Source organism: Dietzia alimentaria 72 (assembly GCF_000226215.1).
Lineage (GTDB): Bacteria > Actinomycetota > Actinomycetes > Mycobacteriales > Mycobacteriaceae > Dietzia > Dietzia alimentaria.
This window is the reverse complement of record NZ_AGFF01000025.1, coordinates 26,683-53,058: the sequence shown is the minus strand read 5'-3', so window position 1 is coordinate 53,058 and position 26,376 is coordinate 26,683. Positions and strand designations below refer to the sequence as shown.

The 26,376-nt window shown below is 69.1% G+C and carries 19 protein-coding genes and 1 riboswitch; of the genes, 7 read left to right on the top strand and 12 right to left on the bottom strand.

Annotation, left to right across the window (positions count from 1 at the left end):
- Positions 1 to 211 precede the first annotated feature (211 nt).
- A complete protein-coding gene (locus ON04_RS13655) occupies positions 212 to 730 on the top strand; it encodes a TetR-like C-terminal domain-containing protein (protein ID WP_238529334.1) in 519 nt (172 codons plus the stop codon).
- On the opposite strand, the gene ON04_RS13650 is transcribed toward ON04_RS13655, so the two are convergent.
- From ON04_RS13650 to ON04_RS13635, 4 genes are read right to left on the bottom strand one after another with little or no spacing between them, the layout of a single operon-like run.
- Complete coding sequence (locus tag ON04_RS13650; protein ID WP_010542189.1) at positions 702 to 3,080, bottom strand: GNAT family N-acetyltransferase; 2,379 nt, start codon at positions 3,078 to 3,080, stop codon at positions 702 to 704. The genes ON04_RS13655 and ON04_RS13650 overlap by 29 nt on opposite strands.
- Entirely contained in the window at positions 3,077 to 5,425 is a 2,349-nt protein-coding gene (locus tag ON04_RS13645) for a GNAT family N-acetyltransferase (RefSeq protein WP_010542188.1), read from the bottom strand. The genes ON04_RS13650 and ON04_RS13645 overlap by 4 nt, the downstream gene beginning before the upstream one ends.
- Positions 5,422 to 6,777: a lysine N(6)-hydroxylase/L-ornithine N(5)-oxygenase family protein gene (locus ON04_RS13640; RefSeq protein WP_010542187.1), complete on the bottom strand. Its 1,356-nt coding sequence runs from the start codon at positions 6,775 to 6,777 to the stop codon at positions 5,422 to 5,424. The genes ON04_RS13645 and ON04_RS13640 overlap by 4 nt, the downstream gene beginning before the upstream one ends.
- Positions 6,777 to 8,321, bottom strand: coding sequence for a pyridoxal phosphate-dependent decarboxylase family protein (locus ON04_RS13635; protein WP_010542186.1), 1,545 nt, complete (start codon positions 8,319 to 8,321; stop codon positions 6,777 to 6,779). Before ON04_RS13635 ends, ON04_RS13640 begins: the two co-directional genes overlap by 1 nt.
- A 165-nt stretch (positions 8,322 to 8,486) precedes the next feature.
- Between ON04_RS13635 and ON04_RS13630 the strand changes: the two genes are divergently transcribed.
- The gene (locus ON04_RS13630) at positions 8,487 to 9,725 is read left to right on the top strand and encodes an MFS transporter (RefSeq protein ID WP_010542185.1); all 1,239 of its coding nucleotides are present in this window, start codon (positions 8,487 to 8,489) and stop codon (positions 9,723 to 9,725) included.
- Between the two features lie 55 nt (positions 9,726 to 9,780).
- On the top strand, positions 9,781 to 10,647 hold the full coding sequence (locus tag ON04_RS13625) for a siderophore-interacting protein (RefSeq protein WP_010542184.1): 867 nt from the start codon (positions 9,781 to 9,783) through the stop codon (positions 10,645 to 10,647).
- A 74-nt stretch (positions 10,648 to 10,721) separates the two neighbouring features.
- Here the strand turns inward: ON04_RS13625 and ON04_RS13620 are convergent, their stop codons facing one another.
- Entirely contained in the window at positions 10,722 to 11,480 is a 759-nt protein-coding gene (locus ON04_RS13620; protein ID WP_010542183.1) for a cobalt-precorrin-4/precorrin-4 C(11)-methyltransferase, read from the bottom strand.
- On the bottom strand, positions 11,477 to 12,745 hold the full coding sequence (locus ON04_RS13615; RefSeq protein WP_010542182.1) for a bifunctional cobalt-precorrin-7 (C(5))-methyltransferase/cobalt-precorrin-6B (C(15))-methyltransferase: 1,269 nt from the start codon (positions 12,743 to 12,745) through the stop codon (positions 11,477 to 11,479). Before ON04_RS13615 ends, ON04_RS13620 begins: the two co-directional genes overlap by 4 nt.
- A gap of 72 nt (positions 12,746 to 12,817) precedes the next feature.
- Positions 12,818 to 13,001, top strand: a riboswitch (cobalamin riboswitch).
- A 22-nt stretch (positions 13,002 to 13,023) separates the two neighbouring features.
- Between ON04_RS13615 and ON04_RS13610 the strand changes: the two genes are divergently transcribed.
- From ON04_RS13610 to ON04_RS13600, 3 genes are read left to right on the top strand one after another with little or no spacing between them, the layout of a single operon-like run.
- Entirely contained in the window at positions 13,024 to 15,243 is a 2,220-nt protein-coding gene (locus ON04_RS13610; RefSeq protein ID WP_010542181.1) for a magnesium chelatase subunit D family protein, read from the top strand.
- Positions 15,243 to 15,857, top strand: coding sequence for a cob(I)yrinic acid a,c-diamide adenosyltransferase (cobO, locus tag ON04_RS13605; protein ID WP_010542180.1), 615 nt, complete (start codon positions 15,243 to 15,245; stop codon positions 15,855 to 15,857). Before ON04_RS13610 ends, cobO begins: the two co-directional genes overlap by 1 nt.
- Positions 15,847 to 17,394 (top strand): cobyrinic acid a,c-diamide synthase CobB, encoded by a 1,548-nt coding sequence (locus ON04_RS13600; RefSeq protein ID WP_010542179.1) that lies wholly within the window; start codon positions 15,847 to 15,849, stop codon positions 17,392 to 17,394. The genes cobO and ON04_RS13600 overlap by 11 nt, the downstream gene beginning before the upstream one ends.
- 108 nt (positions 17,395 to 17,502) lie before the next feature.
- Here the strand turns inward: ON04_RS13600 and ON04_RS13595 are convergent, their stop codons facing one another.
- From ON04_RS13595 to ON04_RS13580, 4 genes are all read right to left on the bottom strand, one after another.
- Positions 17,503 to 18,285 (bottom strand): cobalt-precorrin-6A reductase, encoded by a 783-nt coding sequence (locus ON04_RS13595; protein WP_010542178.1) that lies wholly within the window; start codon positions 18,283 to 18,285, stop codon positions 17,503 to 17,505.
- A complete protein-coding gene (locus tag ON04_RS13590; protein ID WP_141564795.1) occupies positions 18,282 to 19,814 on the bottom strand; it encodes a cobyric acid synthase in 1,533 nt (510 codons plus the stop codon). The genes ON04_RS13595 and ON04_RS13590 overlap by 4 nt, the downstream gene beginning before the upstream one ends.
- Before the next feature lie 67 nt (positions 19,815 to 19,881).
- Positions 19,882 to 21,876 (bottom strand): hypothetical protein, encoded by a 1,995-nt coding sequence (locus ON04_RS13585; RefSeq protein WP_010542176.1) that lies wholly within the window; start codon positions 21,874 to 21,876, stop codon positions 19,882 to 19,884.
- A 92-nt stretch (positions 21,877 to 21,968) separates the two neighbouring features.
- Entirely contained in the window at positions 21,969 to 23,222 is a 1,254-nt protein-coding gene (locus ON04_RS13580) for an ATP-grasp domain-containing protein (protein WP_010542175.1), read from the bottom strand.
- A gap of 367 nt (positions 23,223 to 23,589) precedes the next feature.
- Between ON04_RS13580 and ON04_RS13575 the strand changes: the two genes are divergently transcribed.
- Positions 23,590 to 24,024 carry a universal stress protein gene (locus tag ON04_RS13575; protein WP_010542174.1) on the top strand — a complete coding sequence of 145 codons (435 nt, stop codon included), beginning with the start codon at positions 23,590 to 23,592 and terminating at the stop codon, positions 24,022 to 24,024.
- A gap of 49 nt (positions 24,025 to 24,073) precedes the next feature.
- On the opposite strand, the gene ON04_RS13570 is transcribed toward ON04_RS13575, so the two are convergent.
- The gene (locus ON04_RS13570; RefSeq protein WP_081477203.1) at positions 24,074 to 25,456 is read right to left on the bottom strand and encodes an MFS transporter; all 1,383 of its coding nucleotides are present in this window, start codon (positions 25,454 to 25,456) and stop codon (positions 24,074 to 24,076) included.
- An 83-nt stretch (positions 25,457 to 25,539) separates the two neighbouring features.
- Positions 25,540 to 26,310 carry an SDR family oxidoreductase gene (locus tag ON04_RS13565; protein WP_010542172.1) on the bottom strand — a complete coding sequence of 257 codons (771 nt, stop codon included), beginning with the start codon at positions 26,308 to 26,310 and terminating at the stop codon, positions 25,540 to 25,542.
- Positions 26,311 to 26,376 lie beyond the last annotated feature (66 nt).

The window sequence follows — 26,376 nt, the reverse complement described above, 5'->3', positions numbered from 1 at the left end:
GGCCCCGCGGACGTAGATTGCGGAGTGTGTGATCCACATCATGCGCGCAGGAATTCGATAAAGTCAACATGCTGTGTCGTTAACGGGAGGTTCTTCGATGGATTCGCAGGTCACGTCATCTCACGGCGGCGGGTCGACACCGGACGAATCCGAACCCGCCCCGCGCGTGCGCACCCGCTCCGGCGGACGAAGCGCGGAGGTTCGGCGTGCCGTGAGAGAGGCATGCCTGGCGTTCCTCGCCGAGGGGAGGATCGATTTCACCATGGTCGAGATGGCCGAGCGCGCTGGTGTGAGTCGTAAAACCCTGTACAGGTGGTGGCCCACACCCGAGGACGTGCTCGTGGAGGGACTGTCGACGCATGTGCGCCGCATAGCCCCGCCGGACACCGGCTCCTGGGCCGAGGACGTCCGTGAATTCGCGCACCGCATCGCGACGTTCGCCGCCGACCCTGTCGAGGTGGCCACCACGTTGCTCCTGGCCAGTCGGCGCTACCCCGAATTCGGGAGGCTGGTCGTGGCCCAGTACGCACCTGTCAGGAACGAATGGCAGCAGATGGTCGAGCGCGCATTGGCCCGCAATGAGATCTCCGCCGAGCACACGCCGGAATCAGTGATCAACGCCCTGGTGGCACCACTTTTTCTCGCCCCGATGACGATGGGTCGCAAAGCCGAAGACGAGGAGATCGAGCGCACGGTCCGCATCATTCTCGCGGCCACCCGCCCCGGGTGACCGTGTCTGACGCCATGAACTCGAACCGCTCTCGGGTGAGAAAGACCAGCCTCGCGAGCTTGTCGCCGATGGTGACCTCGTCAGCGAACTCGAAGCCGCTCTGCTGCAGTCGGGTGAGCATCGCGTGGTTTTCCGCATCCGGTTCGCCCACCAGACGCCGGACCGCCGGGTCGGCGAAGATCCATGCGAGGATCCCCGCCGCGGTACGCAGGGCGTCCTCGCCGGGTGCGACGAAGACGTGCGCGCCGACATCCCCCGGCTGGACCGCGTAGACCCCTGAGATCGGGTCGTGCTCCGGCTCGTAGGTCTGCACCAGCGCCACCGCCCGCCCGGCGTCCTCGACGATCCACGCCCAGTGCGCCTCGAGGGAGTCGACGAAGGCGTAGATGTCACGGATCTCCTCCACGCTCTTGTCCGCCATCCCCCAGAAGCGTCCACGGGGCCGGGTGGCCCATTCGTGGATCATCGGGGCGTCGTCCGTCGGGCGCAGGGGGCGGAAGATCAGGTTGGTCATGGGGGTGTCCTGTCGTGTGGGGATCTGAGCGCCGGCGCGCCACAGGTCGTGCTGGTCGAGGGCGTGGGGGGAGTCGGACGGGCCGTCGGCACCCAGAGGAACTATCCAGGTGCTCCCTCCGGCCAGGTCCCAGACGAGTCTGGCGACCGGCCCGCGCCAGCACTGATCGCTCAGTCCGGGGGCGGCCGCGGTCGCGAGGACGCAGTCACCGTCCCCGCCCAGCGGCTGCGGCTCCGGGACGGGACTGTGCCCATGGACGAGGCTGAAGGCGGCGACATGGGACTCTCCCCATGTCTGGTCACCGAGCGTGTCGGCCACTCGTCCCAGGGCTGCGGCCGCCAGCTCGGCGACGGGAAGACCGTGATGTCCGCCGCGGGCGACGACCCTCTCGAGGCCTGATCCGATTCGCGCGACCGGGTCCGTCCACGGGGCGAAGAACGGGGCCAGCCCGGTCGGGGCGTGCAGGGCCTCGAGCCGTGGGTGGGCTGCGATGAGGCGGACGAACTCGGTCCGCCAGTGCGCGAAGAGGGCGGCCTCGACGCTTCCGGCGTCCATGTGTCCGTCCCAGCCGAGCAGCCGCCGGCGGACCTGCGCGGTCATCGCGCCCGGGTCCGACCGTTCGTCGATTTCCAACCGTTGCAGCAGGGCCCGGTACGTCGGCCACGAACCGAGCCGGGTGTCCATCTGGATCGTCGAGAGGGACTCACTGTCCCACCGCTCGCGATGCGCGAGCAGTTCTGCGATACGGCTGCCCCGGTGCGCGGCCGCGAACTCCTCGCCGAGCCCCGCCACGGAGGGGCGCCGATCATTGGCATGGACGACGACCTCTCCCTCGGCGAGATCCCGCCGAGCGGGAGGCACCGCGAATGTCGTTCCTTCCTGCGTCACCATGCGGCCCGCGACGCGCTCGCGGACGACTCCGTCTGATCCGGCGATGATCACGGCGTTGACCGGCTCCACCCAGTCATCGAACGCCGCGTCGACATCGTCCACGGTCCGCGCTGTCAGCAGTCGGCGCATGGCTCCCAGCGCGATATCGCCGTCGATGCCGGCCGGGGTGAGCGGGTGTGGCATCGCGGGATCGGAACCGGGTGCGATCTGTTGGTAGTCCGCCATGGCGTGCGTGATGGCCCAGGCGACCGTGCCGGCGTGGCCGAAGTGCGCCACTCCGGGCACTCCCGGGAAGGCGAGGCCCGTGACGTCGATCGTCGGGGTCGTCAGCCGAACCTGCTGGTAGATCCCCGGGGCCTCGAGCACGCGATGTGGGTCGGCCGCGATCATCGGGGCGCCGCTCGCGGTACGAGACCCGGTCAGCGCCCAGGCGTTGCTGCCACCAAAAGGCACAGCTTCGTGGCTGAGCAGGTCGATGCCTGTCTCGCCGAGCGTCGCACGCACGTGGCGGCGCCACAGTTGGTGCCCGAAAGACCCCATGAGCACGTGTTGGACGAGGAACACCCCCGCCGCGCTGTGGGGCTCCCAGTGTCCGGGCTCGGTGCCGGTGGCGAGGAACTCCGGCGCGCGCCGGGCTCCCTCTGCCAGGCCCGCGTTCACCCCCTCGACGAAAGCCGCGAGCCAGGCGGCTGTGTCCTCGTCGACCGAGGCGACAGCGGCCCGGGACATCTCGGGGAGCCTGGCGGCCACGGCGAACTCATCCCACTCCGAGGTGCCGAGGACGGCGGTCGTCGTGGCCTCAGACCGCCTCCGCTCGATTTCCAGTTGCCAGGCCCGATCGACGGCGGCCGTCCATCCCTGGGCGTAGGCGAGGTCATTCAGTGTGGCGCCCCAGCAGTGGGGGATTCCCCATGGGTCGCGCCGCACCCTCCAGCGCCGGTTCACGACGCCCTCTCCGGCGCACGCGTCGCAGCGTGCAGTGGGTTGTCGAGCATCCCGGCCGTGATCAGCGATCCTGCCGGATCGGCCAGATCCACCATCTGCAGGGTGTTGCGCAGTTGCAGACGGTTGAGGCAGGAGTGTTCGAACCTCTGCCGCAGCAGGTCCAACCGGGCCGCCCTGGGATGGTCCCGAGCGTGTGCCTCAACGCAATCCGCGACGAGGGCCCAGAAGGTCTCCTCGGCGAGCACCTCGTCGTCGTCGAGGATCTCGCAGACAAAGCGGAGCACCCCGTCGACGACGTCTGTGAGGATCGACAACGACTGGGTCCTCGGGTCGAGGACGTGCCGGATGCGCTCGACATCCCGCGGGAGCTCGCGCTCACCCATGACGACGACCTCCTCGCCGATGTCCTTCATGAAGATGCCGGTGGGACAGTGGTCCTCCAGCACCAGGATGACGTTCTCCCCGTGCGGCATGAAGGCCAGATCGTGCACACCGAGGCAGTGGACGATCGGCCGCAGGTAGGCGCGCAGCCACCGGCGCACCCACTCGCCCGCCGCCAGCGGACTAGCCGCGATGAGCTCTCCGATGAACGAGGTGCCCTGCGCGTCCCGGTGCAGCAGCGCCGACATCGAGATCACCCGCTGCCCCGCTGCCAGCTTCGGCACGGGCGACTCCCGCCACAGGGCCGCGATCATCTTCGTATGGGGATTGGCCGAGCCGAGGGTGTGGTAGACGTCGCCGGTATATCCGACGGCGGCGACCTCGCGCAGCACCCGGAAGTTGCATGCGGTCAGCTCCGGGTCGTCCGCTACGACCTGCGCGACCCAGTCGTTGACCGCGGGTGTGTCCCGCATGTACCGCGGGGACAGCCCACGGAGAAAGCCCATGTTCTGGATCGACAACGCCGTCTTGACGTAGCACCGCTCGGGCCGGTCACGGTTGAAGAAGGTGCGGATTGACTGCTGTGCCCGGTAGCGGTCGGCGGTCGTCCCGAGGTGGATGATGTCGCCCCGGGCGATGTCGGCGGCAAAGGTCACCGCGAGCTTGTTGTCCCACTGCCACGGGTGGATCGGCATGAAGAGGTGGTCCCGGCGGCTACCCCCCTTCGCTTCGAGACGACGAGTGAACCGCGCCAGGTCGGCCGCGTCGAGCTCTGTGCTGTACAGGGCCTCCTCGGAGAAGTCCTCGGTGAGCGAGAGTCCGGCCAGGGAGCGGCGCACAGCGACCCAGACGAGACGCACGTCGGCCCCCGCCTCGGGGGACCACGCCGCGTGGTCAGAGGCGGAGAAACCGATCCGACCGTTGTTCGCGACAAAGGCGGGATGTCCTTCCGTCATCGCCGCCTCGACGGTCTGGAAGTCGGCGTGGACGAGGTCAGCACTGGAATGTCGCTGGTGGTGCCACTTGTACGCCAGACTCGCGAGCGTGCCGCTGAGCTCCTCGAGGTAGGTCGAGCGCAGGTGTTCCGGGATTCCGAGTTCCTGGTGCAGGTCGCCGACGACGATCAGGGCGTCGACCCCGGTGGCGTGGCCGTCGACCTCACGCTCGATGCTCGCCGGGTCGATGCGCCAGTGCTCGGGCTGGTGTCGGGAAGCGGAGAACGAGTATCGGGCGCGCCCCGCGGTGATCTCCCACCGTCCAGCATCGGTCGCGGCGGGTTCCAGGAGCCGCTCGTGAGCGAACTCGCCGAGCGCCTTTGCCGCGATGTGCCGGTGGGCACGGGCCATGACATCGGGATTGAGGTGCTCGACCCGCGGCCCGCGATCCCGGCCGTCGCCGCGCTCCAGCTCGCTCGTCGCGAAGGCAGCCACGGTGCAGAAGCTGAGCAGTGCCTGCTTGTCCGGCAGGGTAATCGTGCGGTCGACGACGAATCCGGCGGCGGCGTTCTTGGCGTGAATGGCATGGTTGCGCACGTCCGGCTCCACGACGACCTCGGTGATCTGCGGGTCCCGGAAACAAAAATGCATCACCGCGCGGAAGACCTCCGAGGTCAATCCCCGCACCGGGGTGTCCGTGGGGGCGACGAGCACGTGCATACCCAGTTGCCCCGGGGTGGCCCGGTAGTGCGCAGCCAGGACGCTGTGCCTCGGGTCGTATGTCTCGACCAGGAAAGTCGGCTGCCCGTCCACCCGTCCGAGCCACGCGTCGTGGTGCGGGTCGGCGTGAATCTCCTCGAAAGCCGCACGGGTCTGCTTCCGCGTCCACCCCTGCATGCCCCAGAAGCTGGACTTGGGATGGGTGACCCACCCGTGCAGGAGCCGCGCCACGTCGTCGTCGTCACCGGTCGGTTCCACCGACTCGAGGGTGACGCGGCCGATAAGCGTGACCATCGAGTAGCTGCTCATCGGCCCACCCCCGCCGCCGCGGCGACGCGGGCGTCGCCGCGAGTGACCATGGGGGAGTGGATGTCCTCGACCCCGAAGTGTTGGAAGGCGATCCGCTCCTCGACGGGGTAGACCTCCCGGCCGGTGATCGCCGCGATGATCACCGAGTTACGGTAGGCGCCCATTCCCAGGTCCGGCGCGAGGACGCTGTGGGTGTGCTCCTCGGCGTTCTGGACGAAGATCCTCCCGGCGACGTCGACGCTGTAGTCGGATGCCGTGTCATATCGGCCGCGCGCGTCGCGGCGGATGCGGTCCGCGACGGGTGCGAGGAAGTCCGGTGTGCGCGGGCGGTAGCCGGTCGCCAGGACAAGGCCCTCGCTGGCCACCGTCACCGTCGTGTCCTGTTCCCGGTGGTGTACCCCCAGCGTGTAGCGGCCGGAGTGATCGTCCCAGGAGGCGTCCCGGACTTCACAGTTCGTCAGCAGCGTGGTGGGCACGCTCCTGCCGCTCTCGATGCGGATCCGGTAGAGCGTGTCGTAGATGGCGTCGACGAGGTCGGCGCTGATCCCCTTGTAGAGGGCGCGCTGCTCCCGCCCGAGGGTGTCTCGCCGCTCCATCGGCAGCGCGCGGTGGTAGCGGGCGTAGTCGGGGGAGGTCATCTCGAGGGTGAGTTTGGTGTACTCCATCGGGAAGAACCTGGGCGAGCGCGTCACCCAGGTCAGGTGGTAACCGTGTTCGGTGACGCCCTCGAGCAGATCGAGGTAGATCTCCGCGGCGGACTGTCCGCTGCCCACGAGAGTGATGCTCCGCCGAGATCGCAGTTCGCTTCTGGCGTCCAGATAGCCTGCACTGTGCGTCACCGGGCCACCCAGGTGCTCGGTGACGGGCGGGAGCGAGGGCTCGGTCCCGACGCCGAGGACCACGTGCCGGGCGCGGAGGGAGCTGATCGACCCATCTGACCGGCGCGCCGTGACGAGGTAGGTGCCGTCGGCCTCCTGCTCGACGGCCATCACCTCGTGGCCCCAACGGATGGTCTCGAGCTGGTCGGCAACCCATCGGCAGTACTGGTCGTACTCGGCACGAAGGGGGTTGAAGTTCTCCCGTATGTAGAAGGGATAGAGGCGGCCGACCTGCTTGAGGTGATTGAGGAAGCTGAAACGGTTCGTGGGGTCGGCCATCGTCACCAGGTCAGCCATGAAGGGCACCTGGATCGTCGCTCCCTCGATCATCATCCCCGGGTGCCACGAGAACGCATCCCGCGATTCGAGGAAGACGCCATCGAGGTCTGGCAGGTCGTGGGTCAGCGCGGCCAGGCCCAGATTGAAGGGGCCCAGGCCGATGCCGATGAGGTCGCGCACGGGGCCTGTGGTCATCAGCGAACCTGCTTCCCGGTCGAGGCGAACTCGGACGGACGCTGCGCGAGGCGAACGACCCCCCGTTGGTCGCGGGCGGAACGCCACCGACCAACCTCTCGGTTGTCCGCCGCGTCCTCTGCCAACAGTTGGTCCCCGGTCTCGGCGATCGTCTCGAGGATCCCGCGGAGGTGCTCCAGCGGGGTCCCCGGGTTGAGCAGGGTGAATTTCAGCCAGCTGCGGCCGTCGATGACAGTGCCCGCGACCATGACGTCGCCGCGGCCGAGCAGGGCGTGACGGATGCGGGGGTTGAGAAGGTCCGCCTCCTCGGCGCTGACCCCCTCCGGTCGGTAGCGCATGAGGACGGTGCTCAGGGTCGGCTCGGTGGCCACCTCGAAACGCCCATCCGAGCGCAGCTCGTCCCACACCTCGTGGGCCCGGTCGATCACCTCGTCGAACATCTCGCCGAGAGCATCGGCGCCGGTCACCCGCAGGGTCATCCAGAGCTTGAGCGCGTCGAAGCGACGCGTCGTCTGCATGGATTTGTCGACCTGGTTGGGCGACACCGCCGTGCGGGGATTGAGGTAATCCGCGTGATGGGTCACGTGCGCCAAGGTGGCGGCGCGACGCACGATTAACGCGCTGGAACTGATCGGCTGGAAGAAGGTCTTGTGGAAGTCGACCGTCACCGAGTCGGCGCGATCGATCCCTTCGAGCAGGTGGCGACGACGGGAGGAGACGAGGAGTCCTCCGCCGTACGCCGCGTCCACGTGCAGCCAGGCACCGTACTCGGCGCACAGGTCGGCGGCTCCGGCGACAGGGTCGATCACTCCGAGGTCTGTTGTCCCCGCGGTGACGACGACAGCCATGGCGATCTCGTCGCGGTCACGGAGGGAGTCGAGGGCATCGCGGAGGGACGTAAGCGACATACCGCCCGTCTCGTCGGTGGGTACGGAGATGACCGCGTCGGGACGCAGCCCCATGATGCGAGCGGACTTCACCACACTGAAGTGGCTGTGCTCGGTCGCGAGGATCCGGAGTCGTTGCTGCCCATCAGGCACAGCGGCGGACGCGCCACGCATCGCCTCACCCCGGGCCAGGACGAGCGCCTGCAGGTTCGATTGCGTGCCGCCGCTGGTGAAGACGCCGTCAGCATCGGTGCCGAAGCCGATACGGTCGGCGGTCCAACGCACGAGCCGCTGCTCGATGAGAGTGCCTCCGACACTCTGGTCCCAGGTGTCGACCGAGGTGTTCACCGCGGCCAGGATGGCCTCGGCCAGGACCGCGGGAAGCGCGACGGGGCAGTTGAGATGGGCCACGTAGGACGGATGGTGGAACCAGACCGCGTCACGGAGGTAGAGATCGGTCACCTCGGACAGGGCGCTGTCCAGATCGGTGGCGGGACAGTCGAGGTCGATCGCCTCCACAGCGGGGGTCAGTTCTGCGACGGTGGCGCCCGTGGACGGGGCGGTGGCGGCCAGGTGGGCCGCGACGAGGTCGGTGACGCGGGACATGCCGGCGACGTACTCGCCGGCAGTCTCGTGGGTCAGGAGATGCTGGTTCACCCGGGAACTCCTCGGATTTAGGGTTGCCTTATTATGGGTTGGCTACCCTAACCTAGCGATAGCGGGATCGGGTTAATGCACCGGGCGCGCGCACCACCGCAGGGGCGCCGCACCGAGACCCGACCGTGCCCGACCCCTGACCCGCACCGCCGAGGAGCCCGCACGATGCCGACCACCACCGCCGTCCCCGACGGCGCCGTCCGCCGGGAGTCACAGAGATTTCCCCTGATCACCGCGCTCTACTTCACCCAATGGCTGGGCGTCGGGTTTCTCACGATCGGTCTCGTCGCGATCCTGCGAGAGGGCGGGACCTCTCTCGCGACACTGGGCCTGCTCCAGACGATCGGCATCATCTGGCCGCTGAAGTTGCTCTGGGCCCCCCTCGTCGACAGGTATGGCAGTCGCCGCTTCGGGCACTACCGCTCGTGGCTCATCCCGTTGCAGCTCGGCCTGGTCCTCTCGCTGCTGGCGCTGGCGCCCTTCACCGACCCGTCGGACAACCTTGGCCCGGTCATGGTGATCTGCGCCCTGTACGTCGTCTTCTCGGCGACGCAGGACGTCGCCGCGGACGCGCTCGCGGTGCGCTTACTCACCGCCGGAGAGCGTGGCCTGGGCAATGGCATCCAGGTCGGAGGAAACTACCTCGGCAGCGTCGTCGGCGGCGGCCTGGTGGTCCTCATCTACGACCGCTTCGGGTGGGTCGCCGCGATCCTCGTACTAGCGGCGCTCACCGCCACCGCACTGGCGCTGGTCGTGGCCTATCGCGAGCCGGCGCGGGACATCGTGCTCGAGCGGCCCGGGTACTCCGACCTGCTGACCGTCTTCCGTCAGCCGGGCTGCAGGAGCTGGACTTTCGTCGTTGTACCGCTCTACTACATCGGCGCCGCGGTCGGATACGCAATCGTCTCCCCCGCCCTCGTCGACGCCGGGTGGTCCCTGACGCGGATCGGGATCGTCACAGGTGTCGTCGCCTCGATCCCCGCGGTGCTCACCTCTCTCGGCGCGGGATGGCTGGTGGCCAGGCTCGGCCGGAGGCGCACCCTCATCCTCGGTGGCGTGCTCCTGGCGTTCTCCTCGCTCGGCCTGCTTCCCCTCGCCCTGGGTTCGGCGTCGATCCTCTGGACCCCGGTGGCCCTGTGCCTGTTCATGGCGACCTATGCCATGGCCAATGTCGTGGTCTACACGATCAATATGGACTACTCGAGAATCGGTTCCGCGGGGACGGATTTCACGGTTCTCACCTCGTTCGCGCTCGCAATCTCGTTCATCGCTGCCGGCCTCGCGTTGGCGCTCGCCCAGTTCGTCGGATACACGGGCGTGCTCATCGCCGCGATCGTCCTCGTGCTCCTCGGGACCTTCCTGGGCGCGCGCCACCAGGAGCGCCATGGCGTCACGGCGGCCTGACGAAGCGAGGCACTGGCCTCATTTTCCTCTGTCACTTTTCAATACGGGAGTATCTATGCAGCTCGCTCAACTCAAAGACAAGATCGTCTTTGGCGCCGCACGCCTGTGGTATCGCAACACCATGGCCGACGTGGCCGAACGCGACGGGCAGGCGCAATTCGAGGCGACCGTGGCACGTGTCCGTGAACTCAACCCGGTGATGCGCCGGATCACCTTGGCCGCACCCGAGTTCACCCGGTACTCGCTCGTCGGTCCCGATGAGTACTTCGGCCTGCTCATGCCCGGCGCGGACGGTCAGTTGCACATGCCCGACGCCAACCGCGTCAACGTCCGGGCAGCAATCGCGGAGATGCCGCAGGAGGCGCAGCCCGGCCTCCGGTGGTACACGATCCGCGAACTACGCTGCTCGCAGGGCGAGATCGACGTCGACATCGTTACCCACGGCGATACGGGTCCCGGATCGGTGTGGGCCACCACGGTCGATGTCGGCGACCGCGTCGGATTCCGCTCAGGCGGCGCGCTCTACACAACCTACGACGCCCGGCGACAGCTACTCGTGGCCGACGAAACCGCGGTCCCGGCGCTGCTGGCGATCCTCGAGGAGCGGGGACGCCGCGGCCTGCACGGGCTCGGCGAAGGCGTGACCGCGCACGTCGAAGCCCCGTCCGCCGCGGCGCTCGCCGGCACGGGCCTGCCCGCGGAGATCACCGTCCACGAACGGGGGGACGCCGCGCCCGGAACGGCGGTGTTGGCCGCCCTCACCGCGGACGCGAGCGCGACGAGCGACGTCGACTACGCGTGGGTCTGCGGCGAATCCGGCCTGGCGACCTCGCTTCGCCGCCACCTCGTCCAGGAAGTCGGCATGGACAAGAAGGCCGTCACCTTCTCCGGCTACTGGAAGGTCGGTGCGGCCAGGGGCTGATCAGCAACGAACTCGGTGCACCTCACCCGCCGACCGGCCCGGGGACTTCTCACTCCGAGGTTCCGCAGCCGTGGCTACCTCCGCCGCTTTTCGGCCCGCTCGGGGTCGGAGGCATACAGCCAGGACTCAGCGAGCCCCGGGCGTTCGAGTGCCCGGCTAACAAGGATCACCGCGGCCTGACGTAGACCTGCTTCCTCAACCGAGTCCGCGATGTCAGCGAGTGTGCCGCGCAGCTCCACTCGGTGCGGCCTGCTCGCGTTGGCCACCACGGCCACCGGGCAGTCCGCACCGTGGGTCGGCACCAGGCGTTCGGCGAGTTCGCGGATCCGCGTGATGGCCAGGTGCAGCACCAAGGTGGCGCCGGTTGCGGCAAAGTTCTCCAGCGCCTCGGCCGACGGCATAGCGGTGGACCGAGCCTGCACACGCGTGAGCACCACCGACTGCACCACCTCGGGCACGGTGAGTTCCACCCCGAGTTCCGCAGCGGCTGCTGCGTACGCGGGCACGCCCGGCACCACGTCCCAGGGAACACCTGCGGCGTCGAGCCGGCGGGTCTGCTCCGCCAGCGCCGAGTACAGCGACGGATCGCCCGAGCACAGGCGGACCACGTCCAGGCCGTCTGAATGCGCGGCAGTGATCTCAGCGATAATGCCGTCCAGATCGAGATACTGGGTGTCGATTAGCCGCGCCTCGGGACGGCAGTGCTCGAGCACGCCCCCGTCCAGATAGGTACCGGCGTAGAGGCACACGTCGGCCGCCCGCAGCGCCGCTGCGGCGCGGAGCGTGAGCAGGTCGGCAGCGCCGGGTCCGGCACCCACAAAGTGAACGGTCACGAGCTCTCCTCTACAGATGTCGACCAGGGCTTGACGGCCGCCCACTGCACGACCGCGCGCGCTGGAGCCCAGCCGGTGAAGGTGCCGATGGGCTCGGCGTGCTCTAGGTGGAGCCGCGTCAGTTCGCCCCCCAGCTCGGCGCGGGAGTCCAGGAGCACGCGCTCGGTCTCCAGCGTCACCGCGTGCGCGACAAGCCGCCCGCCCGGCACAAGCGCCTCCCAGCACCGTCTGACAAGCCCCTCAGCTGTGCCGCCCCCACCGATGAACACCGCATCGGGACGAGGTAACCCGGCCAGCGCATCGGGCGCCCTGCCGTGGACCACCTCCAACCCGGGGACCCCGAGGGTGGCGGCGTTGCGGGCGATGCGCGCGGCGCGGGTGGCATCGGCTTCAACGGCCACGGTGCGGCAACTCGGATGGGCCCGCATCCACTCGATCCCCACGGAGCCGGCCCCGGCGCCCACGTCCCAGAGCAGGTGGCCGGCGGCAGGCGCGAGCCTGGACAGGGCGGAGGCCCGCAGGTCGCGGCGCGTGAGCTGACCGTCGCTGTGGAACGCGTCGTCGGGAAGTCCGGGGGCCAGGCCCAGTGGGCGGGCGGCTGCGTTGTCGTCGTCGTGACCTTTACCGCGAAGCCCGCTGCCGCCGACCGCGCATTCCACGGCCAACACGTGCAGCGCGGGGGCCACCCGATCCGGTGACCAGTCCCGCGCGGAGCACGTCTGGCGCGCCTCGGATGCGGCGCCCAAGTCGGACAGGACGGTCATGGCGCTCGCCCCGAAGCCGGCGGCGGTGAGCATCGCGGCGACCTCGGCGGGCGTGTGCCTGTCGGCGGACAGGACGAGGATCCGGCGGCCCGGGGAGAGTTCACGGGCGAGGGCGCGGTGATCGCGGAGAACCACCGAGGTCTCGGCGGGCCAGCGCATCCGGGCTCGTGCGAGCGCCGCCGAGGACACCGCCGGCATCACCTCTACGGCATCGGCACCGAGCACGTCGATCAGCGTGGTGGCCACGCCGGCCACAAGGGGATCGCCCGAGGCCAACGCCACTATCCGGCGCCCGCGGTGGCGCTCGAGAAGTTCAGCAAGACCGGCCCGCAGCGGCCTGGGCCAGCGCTCCCGAACGGCATCGATCCCGGCGGGGATCATCGCGAGATGACGCTCCCCGCCGAGCAGCACACCGGCGGCGCCGACAGCTCGGCGACGAGCCTCGTCGAGCCCGTCCCAGCCGTCGCCCCCGATGCCCACCACGACCACCTGTGCGCTCATGAGCCGGAAGACTACCGGCGAGGCCGGAGGGCTTCGTGTCGGAGTGGCTGGGTAGCCTGAACACCACAAACGAATAGACCCACAGCACGAGGTGCCCCACGACCGCTTGACGCGGCCGGAGGGGAGAATCAGGGAAGCCGGTGAGAATCCGGCACAGGGCCCGCTACGGTGACCCGCGCCTTTCGATCGACGCGCACAGCGCAGACGTCGGGAGGGGTCGGGAAGTCCGGAGACCGGCCTCGCGCTGCCCAGTCTGGCTGACGAGAGCGGGAGCCCCTATGCCACAGCACTATCCTTTCAGCGCGGTCGTCGGATCCGACGACATGGCGCTGGCGCTCATCCTCACCGCGGTGTCCCCGTCGGTAGGTGGCGTTCTCATCCGAGGTGAGAAGGGCACCGCCAAGTCCACCATGGTGCGTGCGCTCACCGGCGTCCTGCCGCCCCTCGACGTGGTGTCCGGCGATCGCTTCTCCTCTGCCCCGGACCATCGCGGCACCGATACCCCCGACGGCCGGATCGCAGTGGACGCCCCCGTCGAGCAGCGACCGGTACGTCTGGTCGAGCTACCAATCGGCGTGTCCGAGGACCGCATCACGGGGTCACTACATCTGCAGAGTGCGTTGTCCGAGGGGCTGACGGTCTTCGAGCCGGGCCTGCTCGCGCGCGCCCACCGCGGCCTGCTCTACGTGGACGAGGTCAACCTCCTGCACGACCACGTGGTGGACCTGCTGCTCGACGCCGCCGCGATGGGTCGCGTGACCGTAGAACGCGACGGCGTGTCCGTGGACCATGCCGCGCGATTCGTCCTGATCGGCACCATGAACCCCGAGGAAGGCGAGCTCCGTCCGCAGCTGCTCGACCGATTCGGGTTAACCGTCGAGGTGGCCGCCCCGCGCGACCCTGAACTTCGGGCCGAGGTGGTGCGCCGCCGTATCGCCTACGAGTCCGATCCGTCCGGTTTCGCCGCGACGTTCGCCGCCGACGAGGCCGCCCTGCGTGAGCGGATCATCGCCGCGCGCGAGCTGGTCGAGCAGGTACCCATGTCACCATGGGCGCTGGCCACCATCGCGCGGGTCTGCGCCGGATTCGACGTGGATGGCATGCGCGCCGACATCGTCACCGCTCGCACCGCCGCCGCCCACGCCGCCTGGCACGGTCGCCTCCGCATCACCCGCGACGACATTCGTGCCGCCGCGCGGATGTCCCTGCCCCACCGCCGACGCCGCGCCCCGTTCGACGCGCCGGGCCTCGACGAAGACCTGCTCGACCGGCTCCTGGGTGACGACGACGACCCCGATCCCGAGCCCGACAGCGACCCCGCCCGAGACGACTCCACGAACCAGTCCGACGCCGCAGACGCACCGAGCGAGTCGGAGGCCCCCTCCGCCGAGCAGCCCGCACCGCACGCGACGGCGGAGGACCCCGCGCAGGACCCCGATACCGAGCAGTCTCCGAGGGACGACTCCTCCAGCCCCGAGTTCGCTGACAGCGCGGAAGCCGACCCCTCGGACGACCCCGCTGACCAGAGTGCCGACGGCCCGGCCGACGCGTCCGCCGACGGCTCTTCAGGTCAAGACGGCGCTGCTTCCAGCGGGACCGTCTCGGCAGCCACGGACCCGTATCGAACCCGCCTGCTCAGTGTCGCCGGAACGGGACAGGGTGCGGCTGGTCGCAGATCGCGAGCCCTCACCAGCTCGGGCCGGCGCATCGGATCGGGCGCCTTCACCGGCTCGGACCTGCACCTGCCTGCCACCATCCGCGCCGCCGCCCGCTGGCAGTCCGGACGCGGCCGCGACACCGGCCGCCTCCTCCTGAACAGGGATGACCTGCGTTCTGCCGTGCGCGAGGGCCGGGAGTCCAACCTGGTCCTCTTCTGCGTGGACGCCTCCGGTTCCATGGCCGCCCGCACCCGGATGGAGCAGGTCAAGACCGCCATCCTCTCCCTGCTGCTGGACGCCTACCGCCGCCGCGACAAGGTGGGCCTGGTGACGTTCCGCGGGCCCGGAGCTGAGGTGGCTCTGCCGCCCACGTCGTCGGTTGACGTGGCGGCCACCCGACTCGCCGCACTCCCGGCCGGCGGCCGGACCCCACTGGCGGAGGGACTGCTCACCACCGCCGAGGTCCTGCGAGTCGAGAAGGTGCGCGACCCGCGGCGGCGGGCTCTCGTCGTCGTCGTGACCGATGGCCGCGCCACCCATGGCCGCGACGCGCTCGCACGGTCCCGCCACGCCGCAGCCGGGCTCGCGGGAACCGGCGTCGCCTCAGTGGTGGTGGACTGCGAAACCGGCCGATTCCGCATGGGCCTGGCCGCCGAACTGGCAGCGCACCTCGGCGCCGAACACATTCCCCTGGGCGAGATCACCGCCGAGGGACTGACCGACACCGTCCGCGCCCGCACCGCCACACGGGCCACCGGCTCACACGTCCCGCAGGCAGACGGCGGCGACTCCCGACACCCGGCCGACGTGCCGTTCACTCCGCGAAACGAGGTGGCCTGATGCCCAAGGGACAGCCGGAAATCGTGCCCGACGACGGGCTCAGCACCCGCCAACGCCGCAACCGTCCGCTGGTCATGGTGCACACCGGGCCCGGCAAGGGGAAGTCGACGGCCGCGTTCGGGCTGGCGATGCGGGCGTGGAACCAGGGCTGGGACACCGGTGTGTTCCAGTTCGTGAAGTCCGCCAAATGGAAGATCGGCGAGCAGAACGTCATGGAGCGCCTCGGGCAGCTGCACACCGAGACCGGCGAGGGCGGGCCCGTCGAGTGGCACAAGATGGGCTCGGGCTGGTCCTGGTCGCGCAAGGACGGCACCGAGGAGGACCACGCCGCCGACGCCGCCGAGGGCTGGGCGGAGATCAAGCGGCGGATCGGTGAGGAGCGCCACGACCTGTACCTGCTCGACGAATTCACCTATCCCATCAAGTGGGGCTGGGTCGACGCGGACGACGTGGCCGAGACCCTCGCCACGCGGCCCGGGCGGCAGCACGTGGTGATCACCGGCCGCGACGCCGACCCGCGACTGCTCGAGGTAGCCGATCTTGTCACCGAGATGACCAAGATCAAGCACCCCATGGACGCCGGACAGAAGGGGCAGCGGGGCATTGAGTGGTGACCTGCCCCGGTTCGTCGTGGCGGCCCCGGCCTCCGGACACGGCAAGACCACGGTCGCCACGGGGCTGATGCTCGCACTCCGGCGTTCCGGCCTGCGGGTCTCCGGCCACAAGGTGGGCCCCGACTACATCGACCCCGGCTACCACGCCCTCGCAACGGGCCGTCCCGGCCGCAACCTCGACCCGCACCTGGTGGGCGAAGACCGCGTAGTGCCCCTGCTGCTCCACGGCGCCGCCGACGCGGGCGGCTCGGGCGGCTCGGGCGGCTTCGACGGCTCAGGCCGTTTAGTCGGCTCAGGCGCGGCCGATGTCGCCGTGATCGAGGGCGTCATGGGCCTGTACGACGGTCACATCGGCGGAGACGGGTTCTCCTCCACCGCCCACGTCGCCTCGCTCACCAACAGCCCGGTGATCCTGGTGGTGGACATCTCGCACGCCTCCCGCAGCATCGCGGCCGTGGTGCTGGGGATGGCCACATACCAGCCGGGCATCCGCATCGCCGGGGTCGTGCTCAACAAGGCCGGCTCCGAGCGGCACTCCGACGAGGTCCGCCGCGCCCTGGCCCCCCTGGGCATTCCTGTGCTGGGCGTCCTGCGGCGCGACGACCACGTCACCGCCCCCTCCCGCCACCTCGGATTGGTTCCCGCCGCGGAGCGGCCCGAGGCAGCCCGATCACTCGATCACCTGGCCGACCGTGTGGCCGCGTCGCTCGACCTGGACGCGGTCATGCGTATCGCACGAAGCGCTCCCCCACTGCCGGGCGAGCCGTGGTCTGCCGAGAGCGCTCTGGCGGGAACGTTGCGTGACCACCACGACCACGGCGGCGACGCCGACAACGAGGTTCGTCCCCTCATCGCCGTGGCCGGTGGCCGAGCCTTCACCTTCCGCTACGCCGAGACGGTCGAACTGCTCGAGGCCGCCGGATGCTCGGTCGCGCCGTTCGATCCGCTGTCCGACGATGCGCTGCCCGAGGGGACCGCCGGGATCTATCTGGGTGGCGGATTCCCCGAGGTCCACGCGTCGGAGTTGAGCGCCAACGAGCCGATGCGGGCCTCGCTGGCTGCAGCGATTACTGCCGGAACGCCGACGGTCGCCGAATGCGCCGGGCTGCTGTACCTCTGCCGCAGTGTCGACGGGGCGCCGATGGTCGGTGCCGTCCCCGCCGACGCCGCGATGGCGCCCCGGCTTACGCTGGCCTATCGCCGCTCGACCGCCGTTGCCGACAGCGTGCTGGCCGCGGCGGGCACCGAGGTCACCGGCCACGAATTCCACCGCACCGGCGTCACCCCGGCGGCTCCGAACTTCGGCGCTGTATCACCGCTGGGCCGGGACGCCGCGCCGGCGTGGACCAGCACCGCCGGCCCAGAGGGGTTCGCGGGCGCGTCACTGCACGCGTCGTATCTGCACACGCACTGGGCCGGCCATCCCGCTCTCGCCCGCCGGTTCACTGACCACGTTCACCGCTTCGCCGGTGTGGTTCGCAGCTCCGCCGGCCTCAGCAGCACGCCTAGCAGCGCAACCGGCGCTGCCCACAGCTGAACTCCGTTCGCCTCAGTTTTGTCGTGGCTACTGCGAAAATTTCCCGATTCTTTCGCAGTAGCAACGACAAAACTGTCTAGGTGCGGCAAGGTGCGGCTAGGCGGCGTCCTACGCGCGGCCGAGGGAGCGGATCTCGGCGACAGTGTCGGCGGCTTCCGCGGCCGTGGCGACCACTGGGACTCCCGGGGGAGGGCCGGGACGGCGTACCACCACCACCGGGATGCCGGCGGCCGTCGCGACCGCCATCTTCGGCCAGGTGAGCGCCCCTCCGGAGTCTTTGGTGACCAGCACGTCGATGCCGTGCCGCTCCATCAACTCGCGCTCGCCGTCCTCGGTGTACGGGCCGCGGGCTCGTAGAACCAGCCAGGGATCGGGCAACGCGTGATCCGGCGGATCGACCACGCGCACGACGGCCGGCATTTCGGCCAGCGGGCCGGTGAATCGATCGAGCGACTGCCGACCGACGGTCAGTAGCGGGCGTCGACCCAGGAGCGCGCTGGCCTCGGCGGCGGCGTCGTGGTGATCGACCCAGTGCCAGTCCGCCGCGCCCGGGGCCTCGGACCAGCCGGGACGCTCAAGCCGAAGCAGCGGAACACCGGTGGCGGCGCACGCAGCCGCGGCGTTTCCGGAAATGACCCGGGCGAAGGGATGGGTGGCGTCCACGACCGCGCGCACCCGCGTCTCTCGCAGGTACGCGGCGAGTCCGTCGACCCCCCCGAACCCGCCGATTCTCACCTCACCCACCGGCAGTCGCGGCTTAGAGACCCGGCCCGCCAGCGACGAGACCACCGGCGCCCCGCCCTCGACCAACAGCCGGGCAAGTTCGCGCGCCTCGCCGGTCCCCCCGAGGACGAGCACCTTGTCGCCGGCCGCCCCAGCGCCACCAGTCACCGTGTCGCTCCCGGCGGCAGCACCGGCATCTCCGGCGCGCCGGTCTGAGCGAGCTCGAGGAGTGCGTCCAGGTCGAGGTGCTCCTCCGCCAGGTCGGCCAGCAGGTCGAGTCGGGCCTCGCGGGCCGCGGCGAAGCTCACGCCAGACGCCGCGCGCTCCTCGCCCGAGGCACGGGCGACCTCGGCGAGGACCGCGCTGCGGAAGTCGTCGGATTCGAGACTTCCGTGCCACATCGTCCCGAATACCCGATCCCGCCGGGCCCCGCCGAGGAACTCGTCGTCGTCGTGGACCGTGACCCGCCCGTGGTGGATCTCGTACCCGGACACGTCCTGACCGAGCGCTTGCCCCGTAGGCAGTCTCAGAATCTTCTCGGCGGCGAACCGCGTGGTTGCGTCGAGCAGTCCGAGCCCGTAGACGACGGTGCCGGGGTCGCCTTCGATGCCGTCGGGGTCGGAGATCTCGCGGCCGAGCATCTGGAATCCCCCGCAGATCCCCAGCACCGAGCCGCCGCGCTCAACATGTGTAGCGAGGGCCTGATCGAGTCCGCGTGCGCGGAGCCAGGCGAGGTCGTCGAGGGTCGCCCTGGTTCCGGGGACGACGACGAGGTGGGCCCCTGCGAGGTCGCGGGGCTCGGTGACAAACTCCAGGTAGACGTCCGGCTCGAGGCCGAGTGCGTCGACGTCGGTGAAGTTACTAATGCGGGGAAGGCGGATCACGGCCACGCGGACGGGTGCCCGGGCAGCGCCGTGGGATGTGCCGCCAAGCGTGGCGGCGGTGAGCCCGGTGGCGGAGACTGCGGGCACGGCGAGTCCGTCCTCGGAATCCAGCCAGAGATCGGGATGCCACGGCATCACCCCGAGCATCGTCCGGCCGGTCAGGGACTCGAGCTCGCGCAGTCCCGGGGTGAGCAGGGAGGCGTCGCCGCGGAATTTGTTGAGCACGAACCCGGCGAGTAGCTGCTGGTCGGCGGCCTCGAGTAGGGCGAGGGTGCCGTAGAGGGCGGCAAACACGCCACCGCGGTCGATGTCGCCCACCACCACGACCGGCATGTCAGCGTGGCGGGCCAGACCCATGTTCACATAATCGCTCGCACGCAGGTTGATCTCGGTGGGGCTGCCGGCGCCCTCGCAGATCACCACGTCGTAGCGGGAGGCCAGGTCGTCGTAGGCGGCAAAGGCGGCGTCGGCCAGATGCGCGCGGCCGTCGGCGAAGTCCCGGGAGGAGACCGACCCGGCCGGCTGCCCCATCACCACCACGTGGCTACGCCGGTCGCCGCCGGGCTTGAGCAACACCGGGTTCATCGCCGGCTCGGGGCTCGCCTGTGCGGCGACTGCCTGGATCCATTGGGCCCGTCCGATCTCCCCGGTGCCGTCTGCGCCCGCGACGACCATCGAATTATTGGACATGTTCTGTGCCTTGAACGGCGCCACCTTCAGACCGCGACGTGCGAACGCCCGGCACAGGGCGGTCACCACGACGGTCTTGCCCGCGTCCGAGGTCGTACCGGCGATGAGGAGGGAAGCGGCCACGAGCACTGATGGTAGCCGCGCACTTAGAGACCAGGACCACCCAACCCGGGCTGGCGCGACACCTGGGTCAGCGCCGCACGGTCGCCGGCTCGAGTTCGGGGAGACGATCGGCGCCCCAGCTGCGGTGTAGGTATCCGGTGGCCTGGTCGATCTCGTCCTGCGTCACCGAGCTGGTCTCACCGGGCTCGAGCGGGTCGAAGTGGAAGATGTACAAGCGTGAGGCGAACTGCTCAAAGGGCAGTGAGGACTCGCCGAATCGTTCACCGTGGCCGGCGGTGCTCACCACCACGCCGTCGCCCCAGTCTTGACCACTGTCGTTGTTCGGGTTGAAGAAGTAGACGCGCATGACATCGTCCGGGTCGAGGGCTGCTCGCAGGATCGTGATGGCGTGCCAGCCCACGAACCGGGCGGAGCTGTCGGTCACGGCCACGCCGGCGGGCTGCGGGTGGATCAGCGGCTGGTTGCCGTTGTGCATCGGGTGGTAGCTGCCGTAGAAGTGACGAAGGAAGTCGTCGAGCCCGCTCAGCCTGCCGGTGGCCACGTCGACATTGATGCGGAAACCGCGCGCGGCCCACCAGCCATGGAACTCTGGGTTCACCCAGCGGTGCGGATCGCCCTCGCGGTCGATGCACTGACGTCCCATCTCGGCGTAGATGCGGTCCAGGTGCGGGACCACCAGCAGGGAGACCGGGTCCAGGTCCACCGGTTGCGTGGCGGCCAGCCCGGCGTCGACCTCTTGCGAGGAGATGGGGCGGCCCTCGAAGTGCATGATGACCTCGTCGTCGCGCGCGGCGCGGACGATGGTCTGCAACAGGTAGTCGGGGTCGTTGTAGGCCCACATCGACATCGCGCGCGCGGACTGGCAGGTCGGGTTGTCCCCCTGCCCCACGCCGAGGGGCTGCCCGAGCATCGACAGGGTGCCGGCGAGCAGCCAGACCCGGCCTTCGTGGGCGGAACCGAACGCCATGTGCAGCCGTTCTGCCGCGTGCTCTGACAGCGGGAGAGCGAGTTGGCGCCACAGCGCGGGCGCCACCGGGGGCTGGAAGAGGATGCCGCGCTCGAGGAGGAGGGCCAGACCGTAGACGGCCTGCGCGGTCTCGGGGTGCACGGCGGCATCGATCAGGGCGTCCACCAAGCCGTGAAAGGAGAGCAGGCTCTCGCGTCCGGTACTGGAGAGTCCCAGGGCCTCGACCAGCAGCAGGCTGCCCTGTTCCCGCAGGAACCGCAGGAGAACCGGATGATACGGGGAGACGAGGCCGGTGTCGTGCATGGAGCGCGCGAATCCGGTGGCCTCGTACTGGAGGTCCCCCTCATCCATGGACTCGAGTCGCGAGCGGTAGACGTCGACACCCGGGTCCTCGCGGCTCGCCTCGGTGGTGCCGTAGATGCTGGTGATGAGCCGGTCCACGCCCACCCCGCCTCGGCTCATGTCCATGTCCGGGTTCTGGCGGGCGATAGCGATCTGGGTGATGGTCTGCTTGATCTGGTCCACCTGGATGGGCCGCTGGCGCAGGATCCGCCAGATCTCCTCGACGAGCTGGTCCAGGACGCTGTCCAGGCCGATCTCCGCGGCGATGTGGCGTATCGCCGAGCGCGTGACCGTGGCCATGCGACCCTGCTGCGCCCGCTCGGCCTCGGTGGCCGCGGTGAACAGCAGCGTGGCGTTATTGGCCAGGACTTCGCTGAGGTGCTGCATCGCGCCCTCGGCGGAGATATCGGGGTGCGCGTACCCGTCCTTTGCCACGGCCACCAGGCGGAGGTCGCTGACGATCTCCATGATCACCGTGTCCTGCTCCGCGCTGCCGAGCGAGCCCGCACTCAGAGCCGGAACAAGCGATCCGGGGTTGGCCCAGTCGGTGCCGTCGAACACGCCCGCGGCTTCGAGGTCAGCTGCCATGGCCTGCACGACAGCGGCCCCACCGTCCTGGAGGAGCACCAGACGCAGACCGTCGAGGACCCGTCGCAGGGCGGCGGCTTTGCCCAGACCGCCGGCCGCGGCGAGTCCGGAGGTGGCGTCGACGAGTGAGGCCACACGCTTGTCGAGCACCGCGTTGTCAACCACTGGTCACTACTCTCAATCCCGCCTGCTGCGACGTTTCCCGTTGCCGGTACCGTACCCGCGTCGGCCCAGCGTGTGAGCCGCCAGCCGCCTCGTCACACGTAGAAGTCGAGCTCCTCTTGGCGGGAGAGGACGCTGCGCATCTCGTAAGCGTCGTCACCGAAGAAGTAGACCAGGCCCCAGTGGGTGCCGAACGCGGTGCGTTTGGTGACGGTCTCCTCGAGCGGCGCGGTGAGTTCGTGCGACTCGAAGTACGGGTGGTCCTCGGTCTCCTCCGGGATCTCGAGTTCCGAGACCACGCGACGCCGCGGGTAGACGCCAAAGCAGCCGGCGTGGCCCGTCGCATCCACCACCTCACGGGGGAAGAACGACCCGATCTCCTCCGCAGTGGTCTTGGGGTCAAAGGAGAGGACGAGCGCCTGGTAGGCGTTGAAGCCGTAGGCGCGCTCGAGCAGTTCGAAGACCTTGAACCCCGGCGGACGGTAGGCCACCTCGCCGAAGTACATCTCGCCGTCGCTGGTGACGAAGTACTCGGGGTGGACGAACCCGAATTTGATGTCGAAGGTTTTGATGAGCTTTTCGAGCTGCCGCGTGATCTCGGGCCTGTACTTCTCCAGCTCCGGGGAGGCGGGAACGAACACCGAGTACCCGAGCCGCACGTACTCGGAGATGTTGAGGAACACGATCTTGCCGTCATGCACCCAGGCCTCGACGGCGAACTCCCACCCGTCGAGGTGAGATTCCATCAATACCGGGAACTCTTCGTCGGGGATGGTGTCGACCTCGTCCGGCGTGCTGATGACGCGGTGGCCGAGACACCCGGCCTTGTCAAAGGCCTTGAGGTGGATCGGGTCGTTGGGGTCGCCGTCGAGCTTGAGCAGCGTCTGGTTGACGCGCTTGAGGAAGCGCACCACGTCGTCGCGCTCGTGGGCCTCCTCGAAGATGCCCACGCGGATGCCGCCGAGCTGGGCGCGACGCTTCATCAGGGCCTTGTCGCGCAGCAGCAGCGCCTGGCCGTACAGGGTGGGGTTGTCCATGAGCATGGAGTTGATGGCGCCCGCCCACTCCACGGTCTCCTCGAACAGCGGGATCGCCACGTCGACGCCCATGTCCCTGAGGGTCTCGGCGATCTCCAGGGAGCGGTCGTTGAGCCGTTCGAAGTCCCAGGGAACGTAGGGGATGCCGTGCTCGCGGCAGTAATCCTCGGCCCAGGCGGGGGCCACCACCACGTAGCGGCGGTCGAACCGGTCGACGGCGTCCACCGCACCGGGCGCCCAGCCAAGAAGCGCCACGTAGCCCTTGTCGGGGTCGCGTCGGTCCGCGTGAGCATCACGCGTGGTGGACGGCATGGAGCCGGACTTCTCGGCAGCTGCGGTGGGAGTATGCAAAACCCGGGGTCTCCTCGGTTCGAGTGGGGATGAAGTGCCCAACCTACTCACCCGGGCCACCCGCGCAAGGGAACGCAGCCAACGGCCGAGGTCAGCCGGGTCGCACTCATCTGCTGTTCAGCTCGGCCGGGCGGTGCCCGGAGAGAACGACGACGACAACGACGACGATCGCCGGCACCGGACTGACCGCCGAGATGCCGGTAGCGCACCTACCTCCTCGACCTATATCCCGCGATACCCGGGCCGTTCGTGGATACGATCGGGGCGTCGTCGGGATACGACAGTCCCGGCGTGAACTGTTCACCGTCACACGGAGGTAGAGCGACTCATGAGCAGCACACCGGTCATCGTCGGAGTGGACGGCGGGCAGGATTCCGTACGAGCCCTGCGCTGGGCCGCAGAGCATGCCCGCGCTATCGACGCACCGCTGCAGGTCGTGGCCGCCTACGAGATCCCCACGCAGTTCGGCCCGTACGGGATGGCCGCCTGGGAGAACCCCACCGAGCTCGAGAAGCGCGCGAAGGAAGTGTTGGCCGACACCGTGCGCGAGGCATTGGGCTCCGACGCGTCGGTCGAGCAGTACGTGGTTCAGGGTCACCCCGCCGAGGCACTGGTCGACGGCTCAGCCCGGGCCCAGCTCCTCGTGGTGGGCAGTCGCGGCCGGGGCGGTTTCGCCGGGTTGCTGCTCGGGTCGGTGAGTCAGCACGTGGTGGCGCACGCCCGCTGCCCGGTCGTCGTGATGCCGCGGAACGCTTCCGACTAGAGGCCCGCGCTCCCCCGGCCGGCTTCGGGCACTGCAGGCGCTACCAGCGCTACTGGCGCCACTGGCGCTCTGCAGCGTCGGTGTAGAGCGACTTCTCGCTGGTCTCCGGCGCGAGGACGAGCGAGATGATGGTCAGCATGGCCAGCCCGACCAGGTAGTAGCCCACGAAGGACACCGAGTAGTGCTGCACCAGCCACACCGCGACGAACGGCGTGAGCGCCGCGCCCAGGATGGCGGAGAAGTTGTACGCCACTCCCGAGCCCGTGTACCGGGTGTTGGTGGGAAACAACTCGGGCAGTACCGCTGACATCGGTCCGAACGTCAGACCCATCAGCGCCATGCCGACGCTCAGGAACATCACCATGCGCACCACATCCACGTCGTCGCCGGTTCCCATGGCGTCGGGGTTGAGCCACCAGCCGAACGACAGGCCGAACAGGATGATGCCGACCGTGGTGGTGATGAGCATCGTGCGTCGACCGAACCGGTCCGCCAGATAGCCGGCGAGCGGGATGAACGCCGCGAACAACAGGATCGCGATCAGCTGGATGACGAGGAACGACCGGTAGCCGTAGCCGAGGCCGCCGGTGCCCTCGCCGCCGATCGCGAACGACAGGATCCACGTGGTCATGAGGTAGAACAAGCCATAGGTGGCCAGCATGATGAACGTGCCGAGGATGACTTCCCGCCAGTTTCTGGCGAAGACTTCCCACACGGGCGTCTTGACCCGCTCGTTCTGGGCGATCGCCGTGGCGAACACCGGGGTCTCCTCGATGCGCAGGCGGACGTACAGACCCACGCCCACCATCACCACGGACAGCAGGAACGGCAGTCGCCACCCCCACACCAGGAACGGGTCCGAGAGGTCGGACGCGGTGGAGTCGTAGACGAAGACCGTCGTCAGGACCAGGAAAAGACCATTGGCCAGGATGAACCCGAACGGCGCACCGAGTTGGGGCCACATCGCCGCGAATGCCCGCTTTCCGGGCGCCGCGGTCTCGGAGGCCAGCAGCGCCGCTCCCGACCACTCGCCGCCCAGTCCGATGCCCTGGAAAAAGCGCATCACGGTCAGCATCGCCGGCGCCCACAATCCGATCTGGTGGATGGTGGGCAACAGCCCGATGAGGAAAGTGGCGATTCCCATCGTCAACAACGCGCCGACCAGGGTGACCTTCCGGCCCAGCCGGTCGCCGTAGTGCCCGAAGACCACCGAGCCCAGCGGTCGCGCGATGAACGCCGTGCCGAAAGTAGCCATCGAGGCGAGCAGCGCCGTCCCCGAGTCGCCGCCAGCGAAGAACAGCAGCGGGAACACCGACACCGCGGCCGTCGCGAAGATGTAGAAGTCGTAGAACTCGATCGTCGTTCCGATGAGCGATGCAAGGATGATCCGGTGGCGAGGCACGGTATCCATCGGCGCCTTGCCCCCGTCCATCACACCGCTGACCTCGGATTCAGGTGATGCGTCCACCGTGGCCGTGCTCCTCCTCTGCGTAACGCTGTGTGATCAACGGGCAACTACCCCGCGAGGTACTTGTTGACCAGCCGGGTGGCGAAGTTGGGCGAGAACTTGGAAATGTTGGCGAGCACCGTGGTCTGGGCACCGACCGAGTACGACGTGCGATGCAGTCGGCGGTCGAGGACCGTGGGGTGGACAGACCGCCAGACCGTGTCCGCGACCTGCTCCGGCGTGATGCGGATACCGAGCGTCTTGGTGCTCTTGGCGTTGGGGTCAGCGAGGGCCGTCTTGGCCCAGAGTGGCCAGATGCCGACCGCCCGCACGCCGTACTTGGACCACTCGAGCTCGAGCGCCTCTGTCAGGCCGCCGACGTAGAACTTGGCCGCGCTGTAGGTGGCGATGCCGGGCTGCCCGTACACCGCCGACGCCGAGACGAGGTTCACCAGGTGCGATCCCGGGGTCGCCTTGAGGTAAGGGAGCGCCGCCTGCGCGCCGAGCGTGACACCCAATACATCGATGTCGATCTGGGACTTCACCGCGGCCGGTGAGATATCCGCGAGATCGCCGGCCACCAGAACACCCGCGTTGTTGTCCAGGACATCGAGCCTTCCCCCAGTGTGCGAGGTGAAGTCTTTCAGCGCCCGATCCCACTGCTCGGCGTCGCGGACATCGAGTTCGCCGGTGATCCATTCCGGGTGCTTGGCCTGCACCTCGGCGAGCGCGGCCTTGTCCACGTCGTAGACCCCGACGGTCCAGCCCTCGCGACCGAATCGCTCAGCCGTGGCCAGGCCGATTCCGGCCGCGCCACCCGAGATGAAGATCGATGCCATGTACTGCTCCTCTGTTCCCCGTTCGGATACCCGTGCACCCGGCGGTGTCGTCCACCCGGTGGTACT